This is a genomic window from Streptomyces seoulensis (assembly GCF_022846655.1).
Taxonomy (GTDB): Bacteria; Actinomycetota; Actinomycetes; order Streptomycetales; family Streptomycetaceae; genus Streptomyces.
The window spans coordinates 5,779,178-5,802,182 of the sequence record NZ_AP025667.1; the positions used below are offsets into that span (position 1 = coordinate 5,779,178).

Annotated in this window: 20 protein-coding genes; all 20 read right to left on the bottom strand. The window is 72.9% G+C overall.

Features of this window, described 5'->3' with window-relative positions:
• Positions 1-4 precede the first annotated feature (4 nt).
• Positions 5-1,273: an MFS transporter gene (locus HEK131_RS26410; protein ID WP_244337245.1), complete on the bottom strand. Its 1,269-nt coding sequence runs from the start codon at positions 1,271-1,273 to the stop codon at positions 5-7.
• Positions 1,270-2,568: a 50S ribosomal protein L11 methyltransferase gene (locus HEK131_RS26415; RefSeq protein ID WP_244337247.1), complete on the bottom strand. Its 1,299-nt coding sequence runs from the start codon at positions 2,566-2,568 to the stop codon at positions 1,270-1,272. The genes HEK131_RS26410 and HEK131_RS26415 overlap by 4 nt, the downstream gene beginning before the upstream one ends.
• Entirely contained in the window at positions 2,565-3,305 is a 741-nt protein-coding gene (locus HEK131_RS26420; RefSeq protein WP_217461011.1) for a gamma-glutamyl-gamma-aminobutyrate hydrolase family protein, read from the bottom strand. Before HEK131_RS26420 ends, HEK131_RS26415 begins: the two co-directional genes overlap by 4 nt.
• Positions 3,298-3,720 carry a GNAT family N-acetyltransferase gene (locus HEK131_RS26425; protein WP_244337249.1) on the bottom strand — a complete coding sequence of 141 codons (423 nt, stop codon included), beginning with the start codon at positions 3,718-3,720 and terminating at the stop codon, positions 3,298-3,300. The genes HEK131_RS26420 and HEK131_RS26425 overlap by 8 nt, the downstream gene beginning before the upstream one ends.
• Complete coding sequence (locus HEK131_RS26430) at positions 3,717-4,988, bottom strand: lyase family protein (RefSeq protein ID WP_244337251.1); 1,272 nt, start codon at positions 4,986-4,988, stop codon at positions 3,717-3,719. Before HEK131_RS26430 ends, HEK131_RS26425 begins: the two co-directional genes overlap by 4 nt.
• The gene (locus HEK131_RS26435) at positions 4,985-5,722 is read right to left on the bottom strand and encodes a class I SAM-dependent methyltransferase (RefSeq protein WP_244337253.1); all 738 of its coding nucleotides are present in this window, start codon (positions 5,720-5,722) and stop codon (positions 4,985-4,987) included. Before HEK131_RS26435 ends, HEK131_RS26430 begins: the two co-directional genes overlap by 4 nt.
• Positions 5,719-7,188, bottom strand: a complete 1,470-nt coding sequence (locus HEK131_RS26440; protein WP_244337255.1) for a phosphotransferase family protein — start codon at positions 7,186-7,188, stop codon at positions 5,719-5,721. Before HEK131_RS26440 ends, HEK131_RS26435 begins: the two co-directional genes overlap by 4 nt.
• Positions 7,185-8,213 carry a GNAT family N-acetyltransferase gene (locus tag HEK131_RS26445; RefSeq protein ID WP_217461016.1) on the bottom strand — a complete coding sequence of 343 codons (1,029 nt, stop codon included), beginning with the start codon at positions 8,211-8,213 and terminating at the stop codon, positions 7,185-7,187. Before HEK131_RS26445 ends, HEK131_RS26440 begins: the two co-directional genes overlap by 4 nt.
• Entirely contained in the window at positions 8,200-9,696 is a 1,497-nt protein-coding gene (locus HEK131_RS26450) for a glutamine synthetase family protein (RefSeq protein WP_244337257.1), read from the bottom strand. The genes HEK131_RS26445 and HEK131_RS26450 overlap by 14 nt, the downstream gene beginning before the upstream one ends.
• Positions 9,693-11,039 (bottom strand): amidase, encoded by a 1,347-nt coding sequence (locus HEK131_RS26455; RefSeq protein WP_244337259.1) that lies wholly within the window; start codon positions 11,037-11,039, stop codon positions 9,693-9,695. The genes HEK131_RS26450 and HEK131_RS26455 overlap by 4 nt, the downstream gene beginning before the upstream one ends.
• Positions 11,029-12,765 (bottom strand): hypothetical protein, encoded by a 1,737-nt coding sequence (locus HEK131_RS26460; RefSeq protein WP_244337261.1) that lies wholly within the window; start codon positions 12,763-12,765, stop codon positions 11,029-11,031. The genes HEK131_RS26455 and HEK131_RS26460 overlap by 11 nt, the downstream gene beginning before the upstream one ends.
• Positions 12,762-13,466: a VOC family protein gene (locus tag HEK131_RS26465; protein ID WP_244337265.1), complete on the bottom strand. Its 705-nt coding sequence runs from the start codon at positions 13,464-13,466 to the stop codon at positions 12,762-12,764. The genes HEK131_RS26460 and HEK131_RS26465 overlap by 4 nt, the downstream gene beginning before the upstream one ends.
• Before the next feature lie 38 nt (positions 13,467-13,504).
• On the bottom strand, positions 13,505-14,824 hold the full coding sequence (locus HEK131_RS26470) for a cation:proton antiporter (protein ID WP_244337267.1): 1,320 nt from the start codon (positions 14,822-14,824) through the stop codon (positions 13,505-13,507).
• A 129-nt stretch (positions 14,825-14,953) separates the two neighbouring features.
• On the bottom strand, positions 14,954-16,189 hold the full coding sequence (locus tag HEK131_RS26475) for a hypothetical protein (RefSeq protein ID WP_244337269.1): 1,236 nt from the start codon (positions 16,187-16,189) through the stop codon (positions 14,954-14,956).
• Positions 16,190-16,218: 29 nt separating this feature from the next.
• Positions 16,219-17,619, bottom strand: a complete 1,401-nt coding sequence (locus HEK131_RS26480) for a hypothetical protein (RefSeq protein WP_244337271.1) — start codon at positions 17,617-17,619, stop codon at positions 16,219-16,221.
• Positions 17,620-17,722: 103 nt separating this feature from the next.
• A complete protein-coding gene (locus HEK131_RS26485) occupies positions 17,723-19,015 on the bottom strand; it encodes an MFS transporter (RefSeq protein WP_217461024.1) in 1,293 nt (430 codons plus the stop codon).
• A 72-nt stretch (positions 19,016-19,087) separates the two neighbouring features.
• On the bottom strand, positions 19,088-20,284 hold the full coding sequence (argE, locus tag HEK131_RS26490; RefSeq protein WP_244337273.1) for an acetylornithine deacetylase: 1,197 nt from the start codon (positions 20,282-20,284) through the stop codon (positions 19,088-19,090).
• A gap of 125 nt (positions 20,285-20,409) precedes the next feature.
• Positions 20,410-21,336: a TauD/TfdA dioxygenase family protein gene (locus tag HEK131_RS26495; protein ID WP_244337275.1), complete on the bottom strand. Its 927-nt coding sequence runs from the start codon at positions 21,334-21,336 to the stop codon at positions 20,410-20,412.
• Complete coding sequence (locus tag HEK131_RS26500) at positions 21,333-21,857, bottom strand: GNAT family N-acetyltransferase (protein WP_244452148.1); 525 nt, start codon at positions 21,855-21,857, stop codon at positions 21,333-21,335. Before HEK131_RS26500 ends, HEK131_RS26495 begins: the two co-directional genes overlap by 4 nt.
• 19 nt (positions 21,858-21,876) lie before the next feature.
• Positions 21,877-22,785 (bottom strand): phytanoyl-CoA dioxygenase family protein, encoded by a 909-nt coding sequence (locus HEK131_RS26505; RefSeq protein ID WP_217461027.1) that lies wholly within the window; start codon positions 22,783-22,785, stop codon positions 21,877-21,879.
• Positions 22,786-23,005: the final 220 nt, after the last annotated feature.

Consider the following 23,005-nt stretch of genomic DNA (forward strand, 5'->3'; position numbering starts at 1 on the left):
TGCCTCAGGTGTCGAGCGTCTCCCGCACGGTGGAGCCGCTCGGCTCCTTCGTCGCGTCCGGGAGCGCTTCGGGGGCCTGGTACCGGTCCCGGACGACGACGAGCAGAGCGCAGAGCGCCAGCGCGCAGCCGGTCCAGGGCAGCACCTGCGCGGAGGCGTACTGAAGCGTCGCGCCGCCGACCGCGCCGCCGAGGGCGACTCCGAGGTAGGAGGAGGCGCTGCTGACGGAGACGGCGACCACCGGGGCGTCGGGCGCCCGGAGCATCACGCGCTGCACCTGCGCGCCCGGGATCAGCCAGTAGAGGCCGCTCCAGACGAGGGTGCAGAGGAGGAACAGGGCCGTGGTGGCCGTGTGCCCGCGCGGGGCCGCGAGGGCCACGGTCCCCAGGGCGACGAAGGAGGCCGCCACCCCGCCGACGCCGTACAGGTAGGTGCGTTCGGAGCCGCGGCGGTCGCAGGAGCGGCCACCGGCGGCGTTGCCGGCCGCCGCCGCGACGCCCCACACGAGCAGGACGGCGCTGATCCCGGCCTCGCTGAGCGGGGTCACGGCCCGGGTGAGCACGGCGAGGTAGGTGAAGACGACGAAACTGCCGCCCACCACGAGGGTGTTGGCCGTCACCGCGACGAGGACGCCCGGCCGGGCCGCGACCCGCAGCCGGCGGCTCATGCTGACGGCGGGGGGCGCGGCCGTGGCCGGGAGGATGAGCGCGAGCCCGGCCATCGCCACGGCCGCCAGGGCGGCGGTCAGCCCGAGGGTGCCCCGCCACGACCCGAGGTTGCCGACGAGCGAGCCCAGCGGGACGCCGAAGGCGGTGGCCAGGGTGAGGCCGCCGAGGACCAGCGAGACCGCCCGGCCCCGCCGGCTGTCCCCGGCGACGGCGGTGGCCACCGCCACCGCCGTGTTCATGTACATCGCGGCGCCGGCGCCGGCCAGCACCCGCGCGACGAGCAGCACCCCGTACGTCGGGGCGAGCGCTCCGAGCACGTTGGCCAGCAGGAAGACCCCGAGGGCGGTCTGCAGCAGCAGGCGCCGCCCGAAGGCGGCCGTCAGGGTCGTCAGTACCGGCGCGCTGATCGCGTAGCTGAGCGCGAAGACGGTGACCAGTTGCCCGGTCACCCCTTCGGCGATCCTGAACTCACCGGCGATCGCGGGCAGGATGCCGCTGATGATGTAGCTGTCCGTGCCCACGGCGAACGCGCCCAGCGCGAGGAGGAGGACCGCCCCCAGATAGCGTTCGCCGGCCGTGCGCCCGGTCGTCGGTTCAGTGCTCACTCGCCGGTCCCGCTCCTCACCACGCCTGCCTCCGCGAGGCAGCCGAGCATCACTTCGGTCGTCACGTACAGGGCGCGCGCCCGGATGGCGTCCGCCGCGAACCGGTCCGCGAAGACCAGTTCGGCGAGCGTCAGCGCCGTGCGCGGTCCGGACGGTACTCCGTCCAGGGCCCCCAGCAGTTGCGGCAGACGCTCCGGCGGACCCTCCACGTCCGCGGTGCCGCCCAGTTCCCAGAAGCCGTCCGGGAGGTCGGTGGTGCGGTTCTGGTAGAGCCGTACGGCGGCGCGCACGGACTCGGGGGACGCACCGGGTACGGCCAGGACCGGGGTGTCGGAGCTGACCGGGGACGACAGGTCGGTGAAGGTCACCGTCCCGGAGCCGCCCGCCCGGCTCACCAGGGAGCAGGCGTACACGTACGGCATGCCGAGCTTCTCCTGGTGGGCGTCGACGAGCCGGAGCACCTCGGCCGCCGCCAGGTCCGGGTTGTGGCGGGCGGCGTGCACGGCCGTGAGCGCGGCGCGGACCAGGGAGGAGGTCCGCCCGTCCGCCACCACGGCCACGTCGTGGCCGGTGCGCGCGGCGAACTCGCGGATCTCGTGCAGCAGTATCGGGCCGGACGCGTCCCCGAGGGAGTGGAAGCGCGTCACGAGCATGCCGGTACGAGGATCGAGCAGACCGGGCGCGGACCGCAGCAGCAGCCGGTTGAGGTCCAGCCCGTCCGGCCCGCCGTTGCCCGCGGCCGAGTAGGCGAGGCCGGGCGGCACGGGGGCGTACGGCAGGTTCGCGGCGACGCAGCCGAAGGGGCCCGACGTGCCGAGGTCGGCCGTCCCGCCGGTGCCGAGGCCGGCGAAGACGTCGCCGTGCCAGGGGTGGACGCGGTCGGCGCTGCCGTTGAGGGTGCCCGACAGCGCGGTGGCGTCCAGGCACACCTGCTGGACGTCGACCGCGATCACCTCGTCGCAGGTGCGGGCGAGGGCGGAGCTGGTGATCCCCGATCCGCAGCCCACGTCCACCGCCCGGCCGGTGGGCCGGGCGTCGAGGATCGTGTCGACGAAGCGCAGGGAGTCCTCGCCGATGTAGACCGCGCCGGTGCCGTCCTGTCCGGCGCGGTCGCGGGCCGCCACCAGGCCGCGGAACGCGGTCAGTTCCCACTTCCCGGGCAGCAGGCCGGGCGGCTGCCCGGGGGCGCCGGGCGGCCAGGGGGCGTAGCACTGCCCCGAGCCGCGCCTGGCGTGTTCGACGCGCTGGGCGAAGTGGCTGCCCCGTAAGAGGTCCGTCATCCGGTCGGCCGTCATGCGGCGTTCACGCTCCTCGTCCGTTCCCGTACACCGTCACGGTTGGTCCGCCGCTCCGCCGCCGCCTCGACGAAGGCCCCGAACAGCTCCTGGACGGGCGCGGCTTCCGGATGTCCCTGGACACCCACCACGAAACGCCGCTCGGGCACACACACCGCCTCGATCACCCCGTCCTCGGTCCAGCCGGTCGCGAGCACGCCCGTGCCGAGCGCGTCGATCGCCTGGTGATGGAAGCACGGTACGTCCCAGTGGCCGCCCACCACGCTGCCGGGCATCCGCTCGGGGTCGAGCGTCACCCGCTTCGGCACGAAGACCGGCTCCGGCGGCTGGTGCTCTTCGGTGCCGAGCTTGTCGGGCAGGTGCGGTACGAGCGTGCCCCCGAGGCAGACGTTGATCATCTGCATGCCCCGGCAGATCCCCAGCACCGGCAGGTCGGCCGCCAGCGCCCTGAGCAGCAGGGCGCGTTCGGCGCGGTCGCGGGACGAGCCCTCGGGCCCGCCGCCGTACATGCGCGGGTCGATGTCCGCGCCGCCGACCAGGACCAGGGCGTCGATCCCGTCCGCCGCCCGCAGCGTGTGTTCGTCGTCCGTGCCGGGCGGGAGCAGGCAGACGGCGGCGCCGGCGGCGTACAGGGGATCGATGAAGTCACGCGGGACGAGCGAGGCGCTGCGGTCCCAGCCGCGCCAGACCGCCTGCTCCTGGTAGGTGGTGATGCCGACCAGCGGGGGCCTAGCCACGCTTCCACTCCTGAGCGGGCTGCCGGGTCCACGCGGAGGGGTGCTGGTCGAAGCCGACCTTGGGGTAGTACTCCCGCGCGTCCGGGGCCGAGAGCAGGACGAGCTTGACGCCCGGTACCTGCCGCTCGATCTCGTCGAGGAGGGCCTTGCCGACGCCCGTGCGCTGGTGGCTCGCGCTGACGGCGATGTCACTGACGTAGGTGACGTAGGAGTCGTCGGTCAGGCACCGCGCCACGCCGACGGCGCGGCCGTCCTCGCGGGCGACGAGGAGGAGGCCCGCCCCGCGGATCATCGCGGTGAACCGCTCGGTGTCCTCCACGGGCCTGCGTTCGGCGAGGCCGGACTCCCGGTAGACGCGGGCGATCTCCTCGACGTCGGCGTCGCGTGGCGATTCGGTTCCGTAGCTGATGGTCATCCCAGTTCCTTCATGACTCGTTCGTACAGTTCGTCGCGGTGGGGCAGCACCCGCCGCAGCTCGGCCTCGTCGAGGGTGTCGCGCCCGGTGAGCCCGACGGCGGCCAGGGCGGCCGGGTCGTCGCTGTCGACGGCCGCCTGGACCCGGCGGTACGCCTCCTCGCGGCTCGCGCCGGCGTCGATGAGGTCCGTCATGGCACGGGGGCTGCCGAGCCGTACGGCGGCCTGCCGGAGGTTGGCGAGCATGACGTCCTCGCGGACCACCAGCCCGCGCAGCAGTCGGGCCGCGAACGTCACCTGGTACTCGGTGACGCTGAGCGCGTCCGCCAGGGCGACGCGTTCCACGCACGAGTTGGACAGGTCGCGCTCGTTCCAGAGGGCCACCGTCTCCAGGACGGCCGTGGCGTGCCCCCGGACGAGGCGGGACAGGCCGCACAGCCGCTCGCTGCCGGTGGGGTTGTGCTTGTGGGGCATGATGCTCGACCCCTGGTACAGCGGCGGACGGGGCTCCTCGACCTCCTCCACACCGGTCTGCGACAGCAGGCGCAGGTCGAGCGCGAGGTGTTCGACGACGGCGCTGACCAGGGCGAGCGCCGAGGCGAGCTGGGCGTGCCGGTCGCGTCCGACGACCTGGCTCGCGAGCGGTTCGCGTCCGACCCCGAGGGCGTCGAGCACCGACGACTCGAGTTCCAGGGGCAGTTCGACATAGGTGCCCACCGCGCCGGATATGGTGCCGACGGCCACCGCCTCCACGGCCCGGCGCAGCACCTCCACCGCCCGGTTCAGTTCCAGGGCAACGGTGGCCAGCCGGTGGCCGAAGGTCGTCGCCTGGGCGGCCATGCCGTGGGTGCGGCCCAGGCACGGGGTGGCCCAGTACCGGGTGATCCGGTCGCGGAAGACCGCGAGCAGCTCCTCGCACCCGGCCAGCAGGAGTTCACCCGCCTCCTTCAGGATGATCGCGTTGGCGGTGTCGACCAGGTCGTAACTGGTCAGCCCCCGGTGCACCATGGCGGCGCTGCCGTCCGGGATGAGCGGGGCCCAGGCTTCGAGGAAGCCGAGGATCTCGTGGTCGCGCCGGACCTCCTCGAAGCGGACGGCCTCGACCGTCGGGGAGTCCGAGGCGCGGACGTCCGCCAGCACCTTCGCCGGCATCAGGCCGAGTTCGACGTAGGCGGCGCAGACGGCCTCCTCGACCTTGCGCCAGGTGTCGTAGCGGTGCCCGTCACCGAGCAGCGCGGCCATCTCCGGCGTGACGTAGCGCGCGATCAAAGCGGCTTCCTCACCGTCAGCAGGCACGTCCTGTTGTTCGACGGCACCGGTCCGCGCTCCAGGTCGGCCTCCAGGCGCTCCAGGCCCGAGCGCCATTCGTCCTCGGGCAGCAGATGCATCACGGAGTTGGCCTTGTCCCGGAAGCGGGTGGCGTCCGCGAGCGTGCCCTCCTCGCCGAAGACGCGGGTGCCGGGGTCGGTGAATCCGGCCGCGCGGTACGCCTTCTCCAGAACCTCGATGGCGTGGTGGCGTTCGAGTTCGAGGGGGATGGTGCCGGGGAAGTACGCGGTCATGGGCAGCCGGTTGCGGATGATCCACTCGGAGTCCGTGGCCGTGCAGAACCAGCCGCCGGGCCGCAGCCGCTCCCACGCCTGGGCGGCGTAGCGCGCCGGGTCGTCGAGGTAGTGCACCATGTCGACGCTGAAGACGAGGTCGGCGCCGCCGGCCGGGATGCCGAGCACGGAGAGGTCCTCCGCCGTGCCGCGCACATAGGTCGCGCGGTCGCCCGCCTCGGCGGCGGCCGCCACCTCCAGCATCTTCTCGTGCGGGTCGAGGCCCACGGCGGTGCAGTCCACCAGCGCGGCGATCCCCCGCAGGTGGTTCGCGGTGCCGCAGCCGATCTCGGCGACGGTGCCGCCCTGCGGGACCAGCGAGGCGAGGTGTTCCACGAGTTCGGGGTAGGCGCGGCGGTGCTGCGCGTACTCGCCTGCGATCTGGTCGTAGTCGATGGTCATCGGGGTTGACCGCCCTTCCGGGTGCTGTCGTGGGTGAACGGGGCACCGAGTCCGTCGTGGACGCGGCGGGCGCGGGCGAGGTCGGCGACGGCCGCGAGGAAGACCGACCACCATGCCTCGGGGGTGCGCAGGACCTTCGCGTACTTCAGCCAGCCAAGGAGGCTGCACGCGGAGGCGAGATGGAGGCGGGTGAGGACCCCGGCGTCGCCCCAGTCGGCGGTGAGCCGTTCCAGGCGGCCGAGGAGGACGGCGCGCGCCGGGTCGTCCGCGACGGGCACGGCGGCCGTGGCGTCGACGGGACCGTCACCGGGCACGCCCGCGGGCAGGAGCGCCGCCGCGGCGCCGCGCTCGCAGGCGTCCAGGACGGTGACCATCGGCGAGATCGCGTGCAGGAGGGTGCCGAGGTCGAAGACCGGGTCGCCGCGGCCCGCCGGGGCCTCGGCGACGCCGTCCCAGGCGCTGCGGGGGTCGATGAACCGGGGCTCGCCGTCCTGCCCCCGCATGAGGTTGCTGGTGAAGATGTCGCCGTGCACGAGGGACGACCGGACCGGGCGCCACTTCGGGTACGTGTCCTCGGCCCAGGAGACCAGTTCGCGGTAGTCGGCGCGGCTGCCGTCGGGCAGCAGGACCGGGGTCTCGAAGGCGTGGGCGTAGGCGGCGCGGCCCAGCACCCGCGCCCCGAGGGACGCGCACGCCTCGGACTCCGGCAGGTCCCTGAAGCGGTCCACGTACAGGTAGGGGGCGACCTCCGGTTCGCCGTCGGCGAGCGTGCTCCCGTGCCATCGGGTCAGCACGTCCAGGTGGTCGCCGAGGGCGTCCAGCCGGTCGGGGTCGGCACGCAGGAGGCCGTCCGGGCCGCGCCGGAACATCGTCTCGACGAGTCCGGCCTCGCGCACGGCGTCCATGACGCGGGTGGCCGAGCCGGCCCGGACGTCGTAGCCGCGCGGGGTGGGGAAGATGCGGCCGCCGCCGTCGTGGGCGCGCCGGACGTGCTCCTCCTCGGCGAGCATGACGTCCTCGGGGCCCGTCTTGGCGACGAACGTGCCCTCGGCGCAGTCGAATTCGACGACGCCGGTGGAGTCGGAGCCGGGCCGGTGCAGCGTGCGCAGGCGCGGTGGGGCGGTGGCGAGGCCGGCCCAGTGGCCGAGGCGTTCGGCCCGTACGTCCGCCACCAGTTCGTCCGCCTCCGCGCCGGACCAGGTGGCCGGCGGGCCGGGGCGGTGCGTGGCGACGAGGCGCACGCCCGGCCGGGGGTCGGGCACCGGTACGACGCGCAGCCCGAAGGGCTCCAGACCCTCGCGCAGCCGGGTGACGCAGGCGTCCGCGTCGGGTCCGTCGCCGAGGACGTACACGTCCGCCGGGCCGAGGGCCTCCCGCGCGGGGACGGCCGGGACGAGGAGGGCGGCGAAGGCGGCGAGGTCCGACGGTGTCATCCAGCGTGCGGCGTGCGGGGCGGGACCCGTCACGGGGCGACCTCCTTGATGTAGGCGTCGAGTTCGACCGGGCTCATGCCGTACCGCTCCTTGAAGGGGCCGTTGCGGCGGCCGCCCTCGAAGTAGCGGACGCCGGCCTCGAATCCGAGCCTGAGGATCGCGGCGATGAGCACGTAGTAGCTGCTGAAGGGGCGCTTGGCGTCCTCGTCCGCGTAGCGGTCGTAGCCGCCGGCCCAGGCGTGGATCTTCGTCTCCTCGAGGAAGACGACGGACTTGGCGAGGAGTTCGCCGTCCTGGTGCACCTCGACGATCCGGGCGCCGGAGGGGACGTGGGTGAGGAAGCGCGAGATGCGTTCCTTGTCGTAGTAGCCCGCCGAGCCGACGTTGGCCATCAGCTTCTCGAAGAGGTCGAGGCTCGCCGGGTCCTCGGCGCCCTCGGGCACCCGCACCGACGTGACCACGCCCGCGTCGCGGGCCCGGTTGAGCTGACGCCGGTACTCGCCGCGGGCGTTGGGCCGGAGGCCCTTGAGGTACCCGTCGAAGTCCCCGGCGGCGGCGAGGTCGATGACGTAGCGGGTGTCGATGTGCCGGGGGGTGAAGCCGGCCGCGCGCAGCATCTGCGCCGTCGGGCCCCCTGCGGCGACGTTGATGAACCCGTAGCGCCCGGCGCCGAGCTCGCGGGCCAGTGCGCGCATGGCGCGTTCCACCGCCACGGCGACGGCCGGGTCCTCGCTGCGGCTGGCCAGCCGGCTGTCGGAGCAGTGCCAGACGTGGCTGAGCAGGACGACCTCGCCTTCGGCCAGGTTCAGGGCCCGCAGGGGGTCTCCCTGCACATAGCAGGGCACGAAGGCGATCACCCGGTCGGCGGTGTCCCGGACGAGGAGGTAGCGGGTGTGGTGCACCTGCTGGATCGGCTCGCGCTCGTAGGCGCGCAGGAACTCGGTGCCGTAGTAGAACGTGGACAGGCCCAGCTCGGCGGCCATGTGCGCGCACTCCGGCGGCAGATCCTCGACGCTGTCCAGGACCTCGACGCGGTAGGAGTTCTCAGTACTCGTCACTGTATTCACATGCTTCCCATTCGCTTACCCGCCCGTGGTGAAACTCCCCCGCCGCCTCGGTGAACCGGTTCCACTCGCTGCGCTTGAGCTCGACGAGCGCCCGGTGGAGGTCGTGGCCGACCAGTTCCCGCGCGGCCTTGGACGACTCGAACCGCTCGACGGCTTCGCCGAGATCGCGCGGCAGCGATTCACCCTCCTGCTGGGGGCGCCGCGCCTCGGGGCCGAGGGGCAGCGCGTCGACCACGCCCTCCACGCCGGAGGAGATCTGCGCGGCGATGTAGAGGTAGGGGTTGGCGGTGGGGTCGCCCACGCGGTTCTCCGCGTGCGCGGAGTGCGGGGCCCCGCCGTCCGCGACCCGGATCAGGGCGCCCCGGTCCTCGCGGGCCCAGCCCAGCCGGGTCGGGGAGAGCGTGTGCTCGGGCGCGAAGCGGTGGTACGCGTTGACCGTGCCGTTGCTCAGCAGCGCGAAGTCGGCGGCCCGGCGCACGAGGCCCGCGACGTAACTGCGTCCCTCCGGCCCGAGTTCGCCGTCCGCCCCGCCTGCGAACCAGGGGGTGCCGTCCGCGCGCAGGCCCGACTGGTGCAGATGCCAGCCGCTGGGGTCGCCGCGGTCGACGGCGGGCAGGCCCATGAAGGACACGTGCAGCCCGTGCGGCCGGGTGAAGCACTTCAGCCAGGTGCGCAGCATCAGTACGGTGTCGGCGGCCGCGAGGGCGTCCTGCGGTGCGAAGGTGATCTCGAGCTGGCCGGGGCCCGACTCGTGCTCGACGGTCCGCAGCCGGGCGCCGAGCGCCTCCAGCGGCTCCCACAGCGGGGTGAGGAGGTCGAGGGCGGCCTCCAGCAGGCGCGTGGAGTTGAACTGGTACCCCCCGTCGATCACGGCGACCGGTTCGGGGACACCCTGGACGCCGAAGCCGCCGGGGGTGCCGGCGTAGTGCTCGTGGAGCCGGCGCAGCAGGTAGAACTCCAGCTCGATCCCGATGACGGGCGTCCAGCCGTGCCGTGCGGCGCGCTGGACGGTCTCGCGCAGGACCCGGCGGCTGGAGAGCGGGTGGGGGTCTCCGCCGCGCAGCCGCTCGTCGCCGATGACCCAGCCGACACGGCGCCCGCCGCTCTCGGTGACGGTCCAGGTGCCGAGGTCGGGGACGACGACCATGTCGCCCGCGCCGCGCAGTTCGCTCACGAAGGCGGTGTCGTCGATGCTCACCGCGATCGCGTGGCCGGTGTCGAAGACGAGCGGGCCGGGGCTGAAGTCGACGCCGTCCTGGAGCGCGTCGGCGAAGGCACCGGGGGACAGGGCCTTGGAGCGGGCGATTCCGTGCGGGTCGCCGTAGAGCACGTGGACGACGCTCACCGTGCGGGCCGCCGCCAGGACGGCGGCGGTGTCCCCGGCGCCGGAGGTGACGGCGCCCGGACGCGTGCTCGTGCCGGCTCCCATGCCGGAGGCCGTCGCCCGCGATTCGTCGCGGTCGTCTGTCTTCATGGTGTCGCCTTCCTCGTCGTGCGGTTCTCCCAGCGGTCCCGCACGTCGCGGGCGAGGGACAGCAGGGCCCGGTCGCCGTCCCGGCGGCCGATGAGCTGGAGCCCGGCCGGCATGCCGTCGGGGCCGGTGCCCAGCGGGACGCTGACGGCGGGATGTCCGGTCAGATTGGTGACGAAGGTGTGCTCCGCCCAGGCGAGCCAGTCCCGCGCGGCGGTACCCGCGGGGAACTCCTCGTCCCGTCCGAAGGCGGGGACGGCCACGGTGGGCAGCGCGAGCGCGTCGTGGCCGGCGAGCGCCTCGTCGACCGCGGCCGTCAGACGCCGGCAGGTGGCCTCCGCCGCGCGCAGTCCGCTCTCCGGCACGTCGGCTCCCCACCGGGCGACCTGGTCGTGTCCGGGCCACAGCGGCCCGTCGGCCAGGCGCGGATACTCCCCCGCCGACAGCAGGTCCGCCAGCGCCCGGTGGGCGTCGCCGGTGTCCAGCCGCACCTCGGGGACGGGTCCGTCCAGCAGTTCGGCGAGCCGTGCGCGCAGCGTGGCGTCGAGGTGGGACGCGCGGGACAGCACCGGCCACACCAGGTCCGGGCGCCGGGGCGGCCGGGGCGCCGGGTCGGGCGAAAGCGGGGCGGAGGTGACGAGGGCGTCCATGAGGAGGGCGTCCTCGACGGACGCGGTGAGCGAGCCGACGTGCGACAGACGGTCTCCGCGGGGGCCGTAGTCCCAGCGCTGCCAGGTCGGCTTGAAGCCGACGACCCCGCACCAGGCGGCGGGTATCCGCACCGACCCGGCTCCGTCCGTGCCGATCGCGATGGGGCCGGTCCCGGTCGCCACGGCCACGGCCGCCCCGCCGCTCGAACCGCCGCTGGTGCGGTCCGGGCACACGGGGTTGACGGTGGCGGGCCCGGACGGCCCGACCGTGCTGGCGGACCACCCGTCCTCGGAGGTGCGGGTCTTGCCCACGATCACCGCGCCCGCGCGGCGCAGCACCGCGACGACCGGGGAGTCGAGCGTGGCGGGGCCGGGCGCGGGCCCGCCCCTGCCGCGCCCGGTGGGCAGCCCCGCCACGTCCAGGAGGTCCTTGACGGAGACGGGCACACCGCTCAGCGGGCCGGCGGGCCGGCCGGCGCGGAACTCCGCGTCGGCGCGGCGGGCCGCGGCCATGGCCCCCGCGCGGTCCAGCAGGACGTACGCCGAACCGGCCGGGCCGCCGGCGTCGATCCGGTCGAGGACGGCGGCGACATGGTCGGAGGGGCGCAGCTCCCCCCGCGCGTAGCGGCCGAGGAGGAGATGCGCGGACAGTGATTCGGCAGACAGTGGTTCGGCGGACAGCGGTTCACTCGTCATGGGCGCTCCGGAACCACGCGTTGTCGAACTGGGTCACCGCGTCCCGGCAGACCGCGAAGGCGTCCTCGTGAAAGGCCCGCAGGACCTGTCCGAAGGCGACGGCCGTCTCCAGCTCCCGGACGGTGTACGGCTCGTCAGTGGTCCGCACCAGACGCAGGTCGTGCAGGCCGGGCAGCTCGAGGCCGCCCAGAGTGGTGGCGAACGGCACCCGGATGGCGTGCCGCACGCCGAACTTCACGTGCCCGGTGTGGTGCCACTGGGAGCCGTGGGTCAGGTCGGGCATGGTGGGGGCGAAGAACCAGTCGTCGCGTTCCTGGTCGGTGCGGCCGAGGACGTGCGGGAGGTAGTGCCAGCTGTTGAACCGCATCCGGGCGCTGTACGCGGTGAGTATCCGGTGCAGCGGGGGCTCCTGGCCCCGGCGCCGCTCGGCGAACTCCGTCCCGGCCACGACACAGCAGTAGAAGTCGCCGGTGCCGAAGGCGAGGGCGCTGGCCGGGTCGTCGTCGATGAGCGCCAGGTCGCGGGGGCCGCGGGCCAGGGCGACGTCGGAGCGGGTCGCCTCGGTGACCTCGCGGAGCAGGTCGTGCAGGGTCAGGGCGCGGGTGCCGGAGCGTTCGGCGGCCGGTGCCTGCCGGACCCGGAGGGCCGCGTGCCGGCCCATGTGGGCCGTGGACGGCGCCGACTCGGGCCACATGCTCCAGGCGTGTCCTCCCACGGTGAGGGACCGGTGGTTGGGGGTGCCGGGCAGGAGCCGCTCCTCCTTGTGGAGGCTCGCGCCGTGGATCTCCCGGTAGAAGGTGCGGCCCTCGCGGAGCAGCCCCGCGCGGCGCTCGGTGAGGCGCGCGGCGAGACCGAGGAGGCCGTCGATGTCGTGCGCGTCCTTCCCGGCGCGGCCGTCGGCTCCGAGTCCGTACCGGCTCGCCCGCTCGGCGAGGAAGTCGGACAGCCAGGGCAGGTCGAGGCACATGCCGTTGGCCTCCTCCAGCCGGGACTGCGGGCCGCTGGCCATGAGGACCCAGCAGACGCCCACGAAGGCGGCCTCCTCGGCGCTCCACCGCTCCACGGGCTCCGCGCGCAGCCGCCGCAGCACGCTGGCCTCGTGGTCGGCGGCGACCGAGCGGCCCGGCAGGTTCCCCTTGCCGAGGTTGGTGAAGGAGGTGTCGCCGACGAACGTCCGCAGCGGTGCCATGTGCAGCAGCAGGTGCCCGAGGTGGCGCAGCCGGTCGTCGACCTCCGCCCGGTCGCGAGCCGCCAGCCAGCGCCTGATCTCCTCCCGTTCGGCGTCGGCCGCCTCCCGTAAGGACCACCAGCGGTCCAGGGCGGCGGCGAGCCGCCGGGCGGCGTCCGGTGTGGCACCGCGGATCACGGCGACCGGCTCCAGCCCGTCGGGCAGGCGCACCAGATGCGTCCGCCCGTCCGCGGTGATGCCGACGGCCAGGCCCTCCCCGTACCCCTCGGCCGCGCCCCGGTCCCCGTCCGGGCCGTCCGGCGCGCGCGGGATGACGGCGAGGCAGGGCAGGGTGCGCAGGACGCCCACCAGTTCGCGCGACTCGCGCGGCAGGGCGCCCAGCCCGTGTTCCACCGGCACGGTGCCGCCCATGGCGATCAGGGTGTCGAGGACCGCGTCGACGGCGGGCGCGTGCGAGGCGGCGTCCGACGCGACCCGGCGTATCAGCCCGTCCCAGCCCGGACTGGCGATGGCCCCGGCCTCCTCCACGGGCTTCACCGCAGCACCGGTGCCACAAGCGTGCGGAACGCGAGGCCGTACGCCGTCACGCCTTCGGCCACCGGGGACCCGGCGGCCCGCGTCGGAGGCCCGGAAGGGACCGGCGCCCGCTGTTCCTCCAGCGCGAAGGTCACTCCCGCCGACGCGCTGTACAGCGAGGACCGCTGCGAGGGGTGCCGCTCGAGACCGAACACCCGGCCGCAGAAGATGGTGTAACGCTCCCTCAGGGCCACCGGGAGACGCAGCGTCACGCGCTCCAGCGCCCAGGCGCCACCGACGGCCGGCCAGGCGCCGTCGCGCGGCACCCAGCGGCGGCCGACGGGCGGGGCGCCGGGGTCGTGGCCGTCGGCCGGCAGCAGGGTGTGCGCGACGTCGCCGATGCCGGTGACCGTCGCGCCGCCGTGCGCGAGAACGCTGACCTCGGCGCCCAGGGCCCGCGCACCCCGCACGGCCGAGGGAACGTCGTCGCAGGTGACGGCGACACCGGCGACACCTTCGCCGTTGCGGGCGATGAACGCACGGGTGGCCCAGCCGGAGGTGGCCAGCACCTGGACGTGCCCGCGGCGCAGGAGGGCGGAACTCCGGTCCACCTCGACGCAGTCGGCGACGTGGGTGAAGCCGAGCGAGGACACCAGGTGCCGGACCGTCGAGACCTTGTCCCGTACGAACAGTTCGACGTGTGACACGCCACGCATTGCCATGGAGGGTCTCTCCTTGAGGAGGTTACGTGTGGGGGACGTCAGGACGCGGCGGGCTGGGCGGCGTACTCCCGTTCTCGCCGGGTCTCGACGGCGGTCTGCGCCATGCGTGCTGTGGTGCGGCGCAGGATCGGTGGCGCCATGACGGAGGTGACGATGGCCACGAGGACCACGACCGTGTAGGAGGCGCTGTTGAGCACCCCGATGTTCAGCCCGACCGAGGCCAGCACGATCTCCACGACGCCGCGGGCGTTGAGACCGGCGCCGATGGCCACGGCCTCGTCGTGGCCGAGCTTCCCGAGCCGTGCTCCGATGTAGCCGCCCGCGCACTTGGCGCCCACGGCCACGAGCAGGGTGACCAGCGCGGCCACCAGGACGGGGGGCCGGCGCAGGGCGCTCAGGTCGACCTGGAGCCCGGCGGTGGCGAGGAACAGCGGGGCGAGGACGGCCATGACGAACGGCCGCATCGCGTGCAGGTGTCTGCGTCCGCCGATGCCGAGCGAACCGATGACGGTGCCGCACAGGAAGGCGCCGAGGACGGGTTCCATCCCCAGGGCGTGCGTCCCGGCGCCGGCCAGCACGACCAGCACCACGGCGATCGACAGGCCGGTGTCCCCGTTCCCGGACCGCTCGGCCCGGCGCATGAGCCGCCCGATCAGGGGCCGTGCGACGAACGCGGTCAGCGCGAGCACCAGCAGCAGGGCGGCCACCGACCGCGCCAGGACACCGGCCCGGAATCCGGCGGTCGCCATGGCGGAGACCACCGACAGCAGCAGCCAGCCGAGGATGTCGCTGACGGCCGCCGCGCCGATGATGAGCTGGCCGACGTTACGGTGCATCAGCCCCATGTCGAGGAGCGTCTTGGCGATGACCGGGAGGGCACTGACCGCGATGGCCACGCCGATGAACAGGGCGAACGTGGGCCGGTCACCGTTGCTGCCGAGCAGCGACACCGGCAGCAGGAAGCCGAGGCCGACGCCCAGTGCCAGGGGCAGGAGCACGCTGCCCGCGCTCACCCAGGCCACGGCCGCCCTCTCGCGCCGCAGCAGCCCCAGGTCGATGTGGGCCCCGCTGACCCCCACCAGAAGCAGCGCGCCGAGCTGGGCGACCGCGCTGAGCAGGTGCATCTGCTCCGGGTCGCGCGGCAGCAGCCACTGTGACACCGCCGGGAACGCGGTGCCGAGCAGCGAGGGGCCGAGGAGGACCCCGGCGACCAGCTCGCCGACCACCGCCGGCAGGTTCAGCCGCGCGGCGAGCCTGCCGAGGCCGACCGCGAGGATCAGCAGCACACCGATCTGCACGAGGAGGACGAGCGCCTCCTCGTGACCGATGGCAGGGACGGGTCCTGCTGCCAGCGTCATCTCTTTCCTCTCTCACCGTCCGGGCCGTCCGATGCGCGGGGCGCCGGGGCCGGTGTCGTGCGGTCCGGGTCGTCCGGGCCGTTCCTGCCGTACGGGGGTCCGGCGGGGGCACGCCGGGTGGTGCGGGCCTCAGCCGGTGTAGAGGCCCTCGTCCTCCAGGGCACGCAGCGCCCGGTAGTCGCGCTCGATCGCGCGGGGGTCCTCGTCGGCGAGGTAGACGTAGCCCGGCGAGCTGATCAGGTCGACCGTCTCCCCCAGGTGCTCGCCCACGACGGCGCCGTGCACGAGGTGCACCAGGGTGGGAAGTGCCTCCAGGCGCGCCGTCCAGTCCAGCGAACCGACCTTGCCGGGACGGGAGTTGATCAGCGCGACGTTGCGCACGGCGCCCCTCCACCCGACGGCCGTGTCGTCGAAGTCCCGCAGCCGGCGCGGGTCGAGGAGCGTCTCGGCGAGCAGGCGGGTCTGGGAGGTGCCGGCGCACCGTTCGACGACGGCGGGGGCGGTGCCGCCGCCGAGCCGGGCACCCGACTCGATGAGGACGGGGCCGCGTGCGGTCATCATGACCTCGGTGTGCGCCGCGCCCGAGACGATGCCGAGGGCGTCGAGGGCCTCGCCGACGAAGCGGCGCAGCACCCCCGCCTCGGCCGAGTCCACGGGCACCGGCTCCTCGTAGTCGTAGACCGGGTAGCCCGCGCTGCCCGCCCGCTTGGTGTAGCGCCAGAGTTCGGCCACCCGGTGCAGCCCGTCGTGCGAGACGGAGTTGGCGTAGTACTCGACGCCGTGTACGCGTTCCTGGACCAGGGCCGCGGTGTTGGGCTCGCCGTAGAGGTTCTCGGAGGCGAGCACCGTCTTGCAGGCGAGGAGCACCTCGTCCCGGGTGCGGCAGAAGCGCACGTTGTCCGTTCCGGCGCTGCTCGGCGGCTTGACGACGGCCTCGACGAGACCGTTGCCGGTGTACCAGTCCATGGCCGCCATGGCGTCCGTGAAGGACTCGCCGCGCGGCATGGCGACCCCGGCGGCGGCCGCCGCGTCCGCCATCACCCGCTTGTCGCGCCGGGCGGTGAGCGTGTCGTGGCGGTTGCCGGGCAGTCCCATCAGATGGGTGAGGGTGTCGGCGAGGATGACCCCCGACTCGGTGCCGGCCACCACCCGGTCCACGCCCAGCGCGGTCAGACGCGCGGCGAGCACCTCCGGTGCGGCCGTCCCGTCGAGGAGGGTCTCGTAGTCCTCGGCCCGGAAGCCGCGCGTGAAGTACGCGGACATCTCCGGTGAGCTCTGCACATGGACACAGGCCGCCCCGCGCTCGCGCAGCGCCGAGACCAGCGCACGGCCGGTCGAATGACCGTCCACCACAGCGATCTTCAACGTGATCCCCTTTCCGAGGTTCCGGGACGTCAGGCGGCTTCGTCGGGCTCGAAGAAGGAGCAGGCGACGCGGGCGCCGCCGGACATGCTGACGATCCCGACCTCCGGGTCGGTGCTGCCGCGCACGAGGCAGCCGTTGTAGCCGTCGTTGCCGGTGACCTGCGGGTCGGTGAGGAACACGCCCCAGTTGAGGAAGAGTTCCTGGGTCCCGGTGCCCTCGTCGGCCGGGAAGACCTCGGGTACGGGGCGGATGCGCTCCTGGAGCACGTAGGGGCCGTCCAGTGCGGCGGTGACCTGGCGGCGCCATTCCTCGGGGCCGACGGTCCAGCCCGGCACGATGCCGCTGCCGCCGTGCAGCAGGGTGGGCTTGAGGATGAGCTGCTCCTGGTGGGCCACGGCGTACCCGATCAGGTCCAGGCGCTCGCCGGCGGCGTCCGTGGAGATCTCCCTGACGTGCCGGGTCCAGGGCAGGAACCGGTCGACGCAGGCGAGTTCCTCGGGGGAGAACACCGAGCGGTTGCGGTCGTCGGAGAGCATCGCGAGGGTGCCCTTGTTGCCGTACAGCTCGGCGTCCAGGCGGCTGAACATGCCCACCCGGCCCTCCTCGAAGGCGCGCAGGACCGGCTCGACGAGTTCGGCGTCCGCGGGGGTGGCGATCTCCTCGACGAGGAAGAAGCGGTAGACGACGTCGACGGCGCGTCCGTGCACCTCCAGCCGGCCGGCCCGCTCGCCGACCTGGCCGGCGTGACAGGGCAGGGCGTCGATGCCGAGGGCGTCGAAGAGCGCCGCCATCACCTTGAGCCGGGGCTCGTACGTCTTGAAGCTCTCGGGCCAGTCCACCAGGGCGACCACGGGACGGCGGTCGGTGGGCATGTGCGCGGCACACTCGGCGTAGAGCGTCTTGACGATGCCGCCGAAGGTGTCTGCGTAGGCGAGGCCGTTCTCCTCGACGAAGGAGGCGAGGGCCGGGTGCTTCAGCATGGCCCGCGCGATGCCCGCGTTCTCGAAGCCGCCGAGCGCGCTGGTGATGTTGAGCTCCAGCAGCTTGAAGCCGTCGGCGGCCCGGTAGAGGTCGGAGCGGGCCAGTGCCATCAGGGGCGCGCCCGCCTTGGCCGCGCGCTGCACGGTCTCGGCCTGGGTGTCGGTCATGCCGACCTCCCGCGCCATGGCACCGGCGTCCGAGTTGAAGAGCCGCTCGGGTAGCTGGGTGAGCATCTGGTGGACCCGGAAGAGGTCACCGGCCACGGTGCGGCGCTCCCCCGCGGAGAGGAAGACCGGCGCGGGCAGGAAGCGGCCCTGGTAGGCCACCGTCACGAGTTCGTCGGCCACCACGTGCCGGGTCAGGTCGGCCGGGTCGGCGCCGCGCAGCCCCGGCGACGCGAGGTACCGGGAGCCGAGGTCCGACCGGGGTGCCAGGACGGGGTGAGTCATGAGGGTTTCGCTTTCGGTCGATACGGACGGGTGCGGGCGGGAAGGGGAGGAAGGGGCGGAAGGGGCGGTCGCCTCGGGCGTGCTCGCCCGTCCTCACCCGTTCTCACCCGTCGGAGGAGGCACCCTTGATCCACTTGCGGACCCCGAAGGCCAGCCAGAGGGTCACGAGGGACATGACGCCGACGCCCAGCGCGTACACCGCGGGGGTGCCCTGGCTCTTGGAGACGACCCCCGCCAGGCCGGCGCCGACCGGCAGCGCGCCCCAGGCGAACAGCCGGTAGACGCTGTTGACCCGGCCCTGCAGCTCCTTCGGCACCTGGGTCTGGCGCAGCACCACGGCCACGATGTCCCAGGTGACGGAGGCGCAGGCACCGACGGCCAGGGCCGCGCCCACGGCCCAGACGGAGGGCAGCAGCCACATGACCAGATTGCTGCAGCCGATCGCGGCTCCGACCCAGACGAGCGTCCAGCCGTGGCCGACGCGCCGCACGAGCGCCGGTGACAGCTTCGCGGCGGCGACCGCGCCGACGGCCTGGCAGGCGACGAGCACGCCGTACCCGACGTCGGACAGGCCCAGTTCCCGGTGGGCGTAGACGACGAGCACCGCCAGCGCGCCGGTGTAGACGACGTTGATGGCTCCGGCCGTCAGGGAGAGGCTGCGCAGCACCCGGTGGGCGAAGAGCCAGCGCAGGCCGGCCGCCATGTCCGTGAGCAGGCGCCGCGCACCCCCGCCGCCGCCCGGCCGGGTCTCGCCGCCGGGCCGGGTCTCGCCGTCCGGCCGGGTGCGCAGCCGGCTCAGCAGGAAGGCGGAGGTGAAGAAGGTGGCGGCGTTCACCCCGAACGGCAGGGCGGCGGCGAGCACGAACAGGGACGAGCCGACGAGCGGTCCGACGAACTGGTTGGCCACCTTCTCCGAGCCCATGATGCGCCCGTTCGCGGTGACGAGGAGGTTCTCGGGTACGACGGCGGGCACCAGGGTCTGGGCGGCGTTGCGGAAGACGGTCTCGCAGCTTCCGATGAGGAAGAGGCAGACGTACAGGGTCCACAGGCTGCCGAGGCCGGCCGCCAGGGACAGGGTGAACACGGCGACGAGGCAGCCCCGGAAGAGGTCGATGCGGGCCATGGTCCGGCGCCGGTCGACCCGGTCGACGACGACGCCGGCCGGTATCCCGAACAGGGCGTAGGGCAGCGTCAGGGCCATGCTGACGCCCGCGATGAGCCGGGGGTCGTCGGTGAACCTGCTCGCCAGGAGCGGCGCCGCGGCCAGCGTCACACCCTCGCCGAGGGCCGAGGCGCCCGAAGCACACCACAGCTTCGCGAACTGCCGGCCCGGCCGGGCCGGTCCGGAGGCGGGCTCCGCCTCCGCCGGGGTGACCGTCGGGACGTCGGTCGTCACTTCGTTCTCCTTCCGGATGCCGGGCGCGCTCGTGGGCGCCCGCGCGTCCGTGTACTCCGGGGTCGTGCCGGGTCAGGCGAGGGGCAGGGACTTCAGCAGGCCGAGACACCGCCGGAGCTGGTCGAGGGCCACGAACTCGTCCGGGGTGTGCGCCTCGGTGATGAAGCCCGGACCGCACACGACCGCGGGGACGCCCGCGTGCTCCCAGATCAGGCCCGCCTCGGTGCCGAACGGCACGTACTGCGGCTCCCCGTCCGTACCGAAGGCCTTGCGCACGAACGTGACGAAGTCGTGGTGGGGGTCGATGGAGAACGACGGGGTGTCGGAGAGCTGCTCGGCGGTGACGTCGGTGTACGGCGCCTTGGCGCGCATCCCGTCGAGCAGTTCACCCGTCGCGTGGCCGCGCAGCCGTTCGGCGATGCCGTCGCAGTCGTGGCCGGGGATGTTCCTGATCTCCAGCTCGACCACGCACTTCTCGGGGACGATGTTGGGCTTGACCCCGCCGTCGATCCGGCCGACGTTGATCCATGAGTGGTCGATCTCGAAGCGGTCGTCGCTCGGCCCGGTGCTCCTGAAACCCTCGTTGAGGGTCTGGGCGTGGCCGGCCAGCGCGGCCGCGGCCGTGACGGGGTTCGGCTCCCGCGGGGCCAGCGCCGCGTGCTTGGGCCGGCCGGTGAAGGTGAAGCGGTGGTTCTGCTTGCCCTTGTGGCCGACCACGACCTCCAGGCCGGTCGGCTCGCCGACGATGCAGCCGCTGACCCGCCCCCGCCAGGTGCGCAGTTCCTCGACGAGGTGCCGGGCGCCGACGCAGCCGATCTCCTCCTCGTAGGTGAGCATGAGGGTGACGGGGACGTTGAGCCGGGAGAGGTCCGCGGTGGAGAGGATGGCCAGACAGCAGGCGATGAAGCCCTTCATGTCGGCGGTGCCCCGGCCGATCACCCGGTCCTCGGCGGTGCGCAGGGTGAACGGGTCGCCGGACCATTCCTGGCCGTCCACGGGCACCACGTCGGTGTGTCCCGACCAGACGATGCCGCGGTCCTGGCCACCGCCGGGTCCGGCCGTGGCCACCAGGTTCGCCTTGGTGCGGTCCTCGTTCCAGTGCAGCTCACTGGTGACGCCGTTGCCTTCCAGCAACTCCCGCACGTAGGTGATGAGATCGAGGTTCGACTTGTGGCTCGTGGTGTCGAAGGCCACCAGCCGCTCGAGGATGCCGAGCATGTGGGTGAACAGTTCGCTGTCGGAACACCGTACGGGGATACCTGAGGGCATGGGGGCTCGCTGACGGGTCGAGGCGGTCAGGGCGGTCGGGTCCTGGGGGCGAGGGCCCGGACTCCGGGGAGTCGCGGGCGCTCGCGGGGTGCCGGCTCCCGGCTGCGGGGTGCCGGGTGCGGGCCTCAGTCGCCCGACGTGGGCGAAAGACGGCTGTGGCCGGTCTCCGGATTCGAAGGCGTCACGGGCTGGCCGTGGGTGGTGAGCCGGAGCAGGCGTCGTACGTGCCGCTCGTCGAGGTCCTTGGTGGTGGCGGAGTGCAGGACGCAGCGGTTGTCCCACACGACCACGTCCAGCGGGTTCCACCGGTGGCGGTAGACGAAGGGCTCGCTCGTGATGTGCGCGATCAGCTCCTCGATGAGCGCGGTGCTCTCCGCCTCCGGCATGCCGTCGATGGCGATGACGCTGCCGATGACACGCGGCTGGAGGAAGAGGGTCTCGCGCCCGGTGTCCGGGTGCCGGCGGACCAGGGGGTGGGTGATCTCGGGCGTCTGCCGGCGCTCCTCGGGGCCGATGTACTTCCAGCGGGCCCACGGGTCCTCGCGGTCGGGCGACCAGCGGTACTGGTGGCGTACGCGGAGGGTGCGCAGGTGGGCCTTGCGCTCCTCGGGAAGGGCTGCGAAGGCGGCCTCCGCGTCGGCGAAGAGGGTGTCGCCGCCGCTCTCGGGTATCTCCAGGCCGTGCAGCATGGTGGCGCTGCCGGGGACGAGCTTGTAGGAGTAGTCCGAGTGCCAGCCCTGCCCGGAGGTCTTCATCTCCTTGTTGCGGCCGGGCTCGTTCTGGTTGGAGAGGTAGGTGAGCGTCGGTTCCTCGGGGTGCCGCAGCTTCACCACGTGATGTTCTTCCGGGCGGCCGAAGATCGTGCCGAACCTGGCGAAGGTGCTGGGCGTGATGTCCTGGGCGCGGAAGACCAGGACCTTGTGGTCCAGGTAGGTCTCGAAGATCTCGCGGCCCTTGTCCTCGATCACCTGGTCGGTGAGGGCGAGCCCCTTCATCTCGGCGGCGAAGGTACCGGCGAGACGGGCGGCGTAGACCCCGGAGTCAGTGGTCACTTCTGTCCTTCCAGTGCATTGCGGTCAAGGGGTGCGCACGCCCCGGCGGCATCGCCGGCGAGTTCCTTGCGGAAGAAGACGCGGTGCGCGTGATCGTTCTTCTCGGAGTGGGTGAGGACGTATCCGAGCGCCCGGTAGAAGGCGACGTTGTCGGTCATCTCGGCCCGGGTCCACAGCCGGACCCCGTCCCGGCCCGAGGAGCGGGCCATGTCCTCGACGAGGGTGACGAGCCGCTTGCCGATCCCGTGGCCCTGGAGGTCCGGCCGTACGGCCAGATTGCGCAGGATCAGCCAGGGACCGTCGGGCTCCACCGTCACCATGCCGAGGATGCGGCCGCCCACGTGGGCCACATGGGTACGCCCTACGGCGGCCACCTGGTCGTAGTCGAGCAGGATGGGCGCGGGCGGTTCGTCGACCACGTCGAGGTACTTGCCGTAGGCCTCGCGTGCGATCTCCGCCAACTGCCCGCTGTCAGCCGCCCGGGCCAGACGCATGGTCAGCGGGGCCGCGCTCTGTGCCATGTTCACCGCCATGGCTCCTTCAGTCGATGGTGCGGGCTTCGCGGCTGCCGTCGAAGTACGAGCTCGCGTAGACCTGTTCGCCGTCGACGGAGGCGACCTTCTCGTTGAAGTCGCTGCCGACGTCGTAGTTGAAGGTGATGCGCGGGTAGGCGAGCGCCTCCACGCGGGACTTGTCGTAGAGCGCGTCGACCGAGCAGAAGCGCAGGGCGTAGGCGAGGCGGGAGGGGATCGGGCCCTCGCCGAGGCGCACGCTGCGGTGCAGGACGTACTTGTCGAAGATGAGCGCGTCGCCGGGCTCGAAGGAGTCCTCCACGGCCACGTGGTCCAGGAGGTCCGTCATCTGCGGGGAGTTGAGCAGGGTGTTCTTCAGGACGCTGAAGTCGTCGTACGTCAGCTCCTCGCCCGCGTCGATCCGGGCCTTCATGTAGCCCGGCAGCAGGTTGATGTGCTGGTACACGAACTCACCGGAGAGCAGGCTCTTGGGCACGTACTTCATGCCGCCGCGCTGGCCGTCGGCGTCGATGGTGCACAGCGGCGTCCAGATGGTGAAGCCGGCGTCCTCACGGCGCTGGAAGCCGAAGCTCTGGGTGCCGACGTGCCACGGGAAGCCGGTGCTCTTGTTCTTCTCCAGCTCGAACCCGAGGCCCTGGGTGAAGAAGACCGGCTGCTCGACGAGCTTGGTCATCGCGGCGCCGAAGGTCGCGTCCCCCATGGCGGCGAGGATGGTCGCGTCGTCGTTGCCGATGTCGTACTTCAGCTTGCTGAAGCCGGAACCGTAATTGTCGGCGGGCGGGGCTATCTCCGAGCTGCTGAGCTTCCTCATGTGCTCGACGAAATCTTCCGAGAAGATGTTCCTGAGCTTGAGGAATCCGGTCTCCCGGAAGCTGGCGACGTCCTCGTCACTGATGACGAAATCAGGATTGATCATGTCCGTCTCCCAATGTGATGTGCTCGATTCGAAGGCCGAGGACAGACTGCGCGCAGTGGGCAGGCCTTTCCTGTCGAGACGACTGGGCGGGGAAATAGGCGGTGACAACCCCACGGACTTCTTCGGACGTGGGGGAACCACAGGAAATGGTTCATTCCGCGACCCGCTCCTGTCGTCGGCCGCAAATAAATGATCACAGGTGGACATCGCCGAGTTCAAC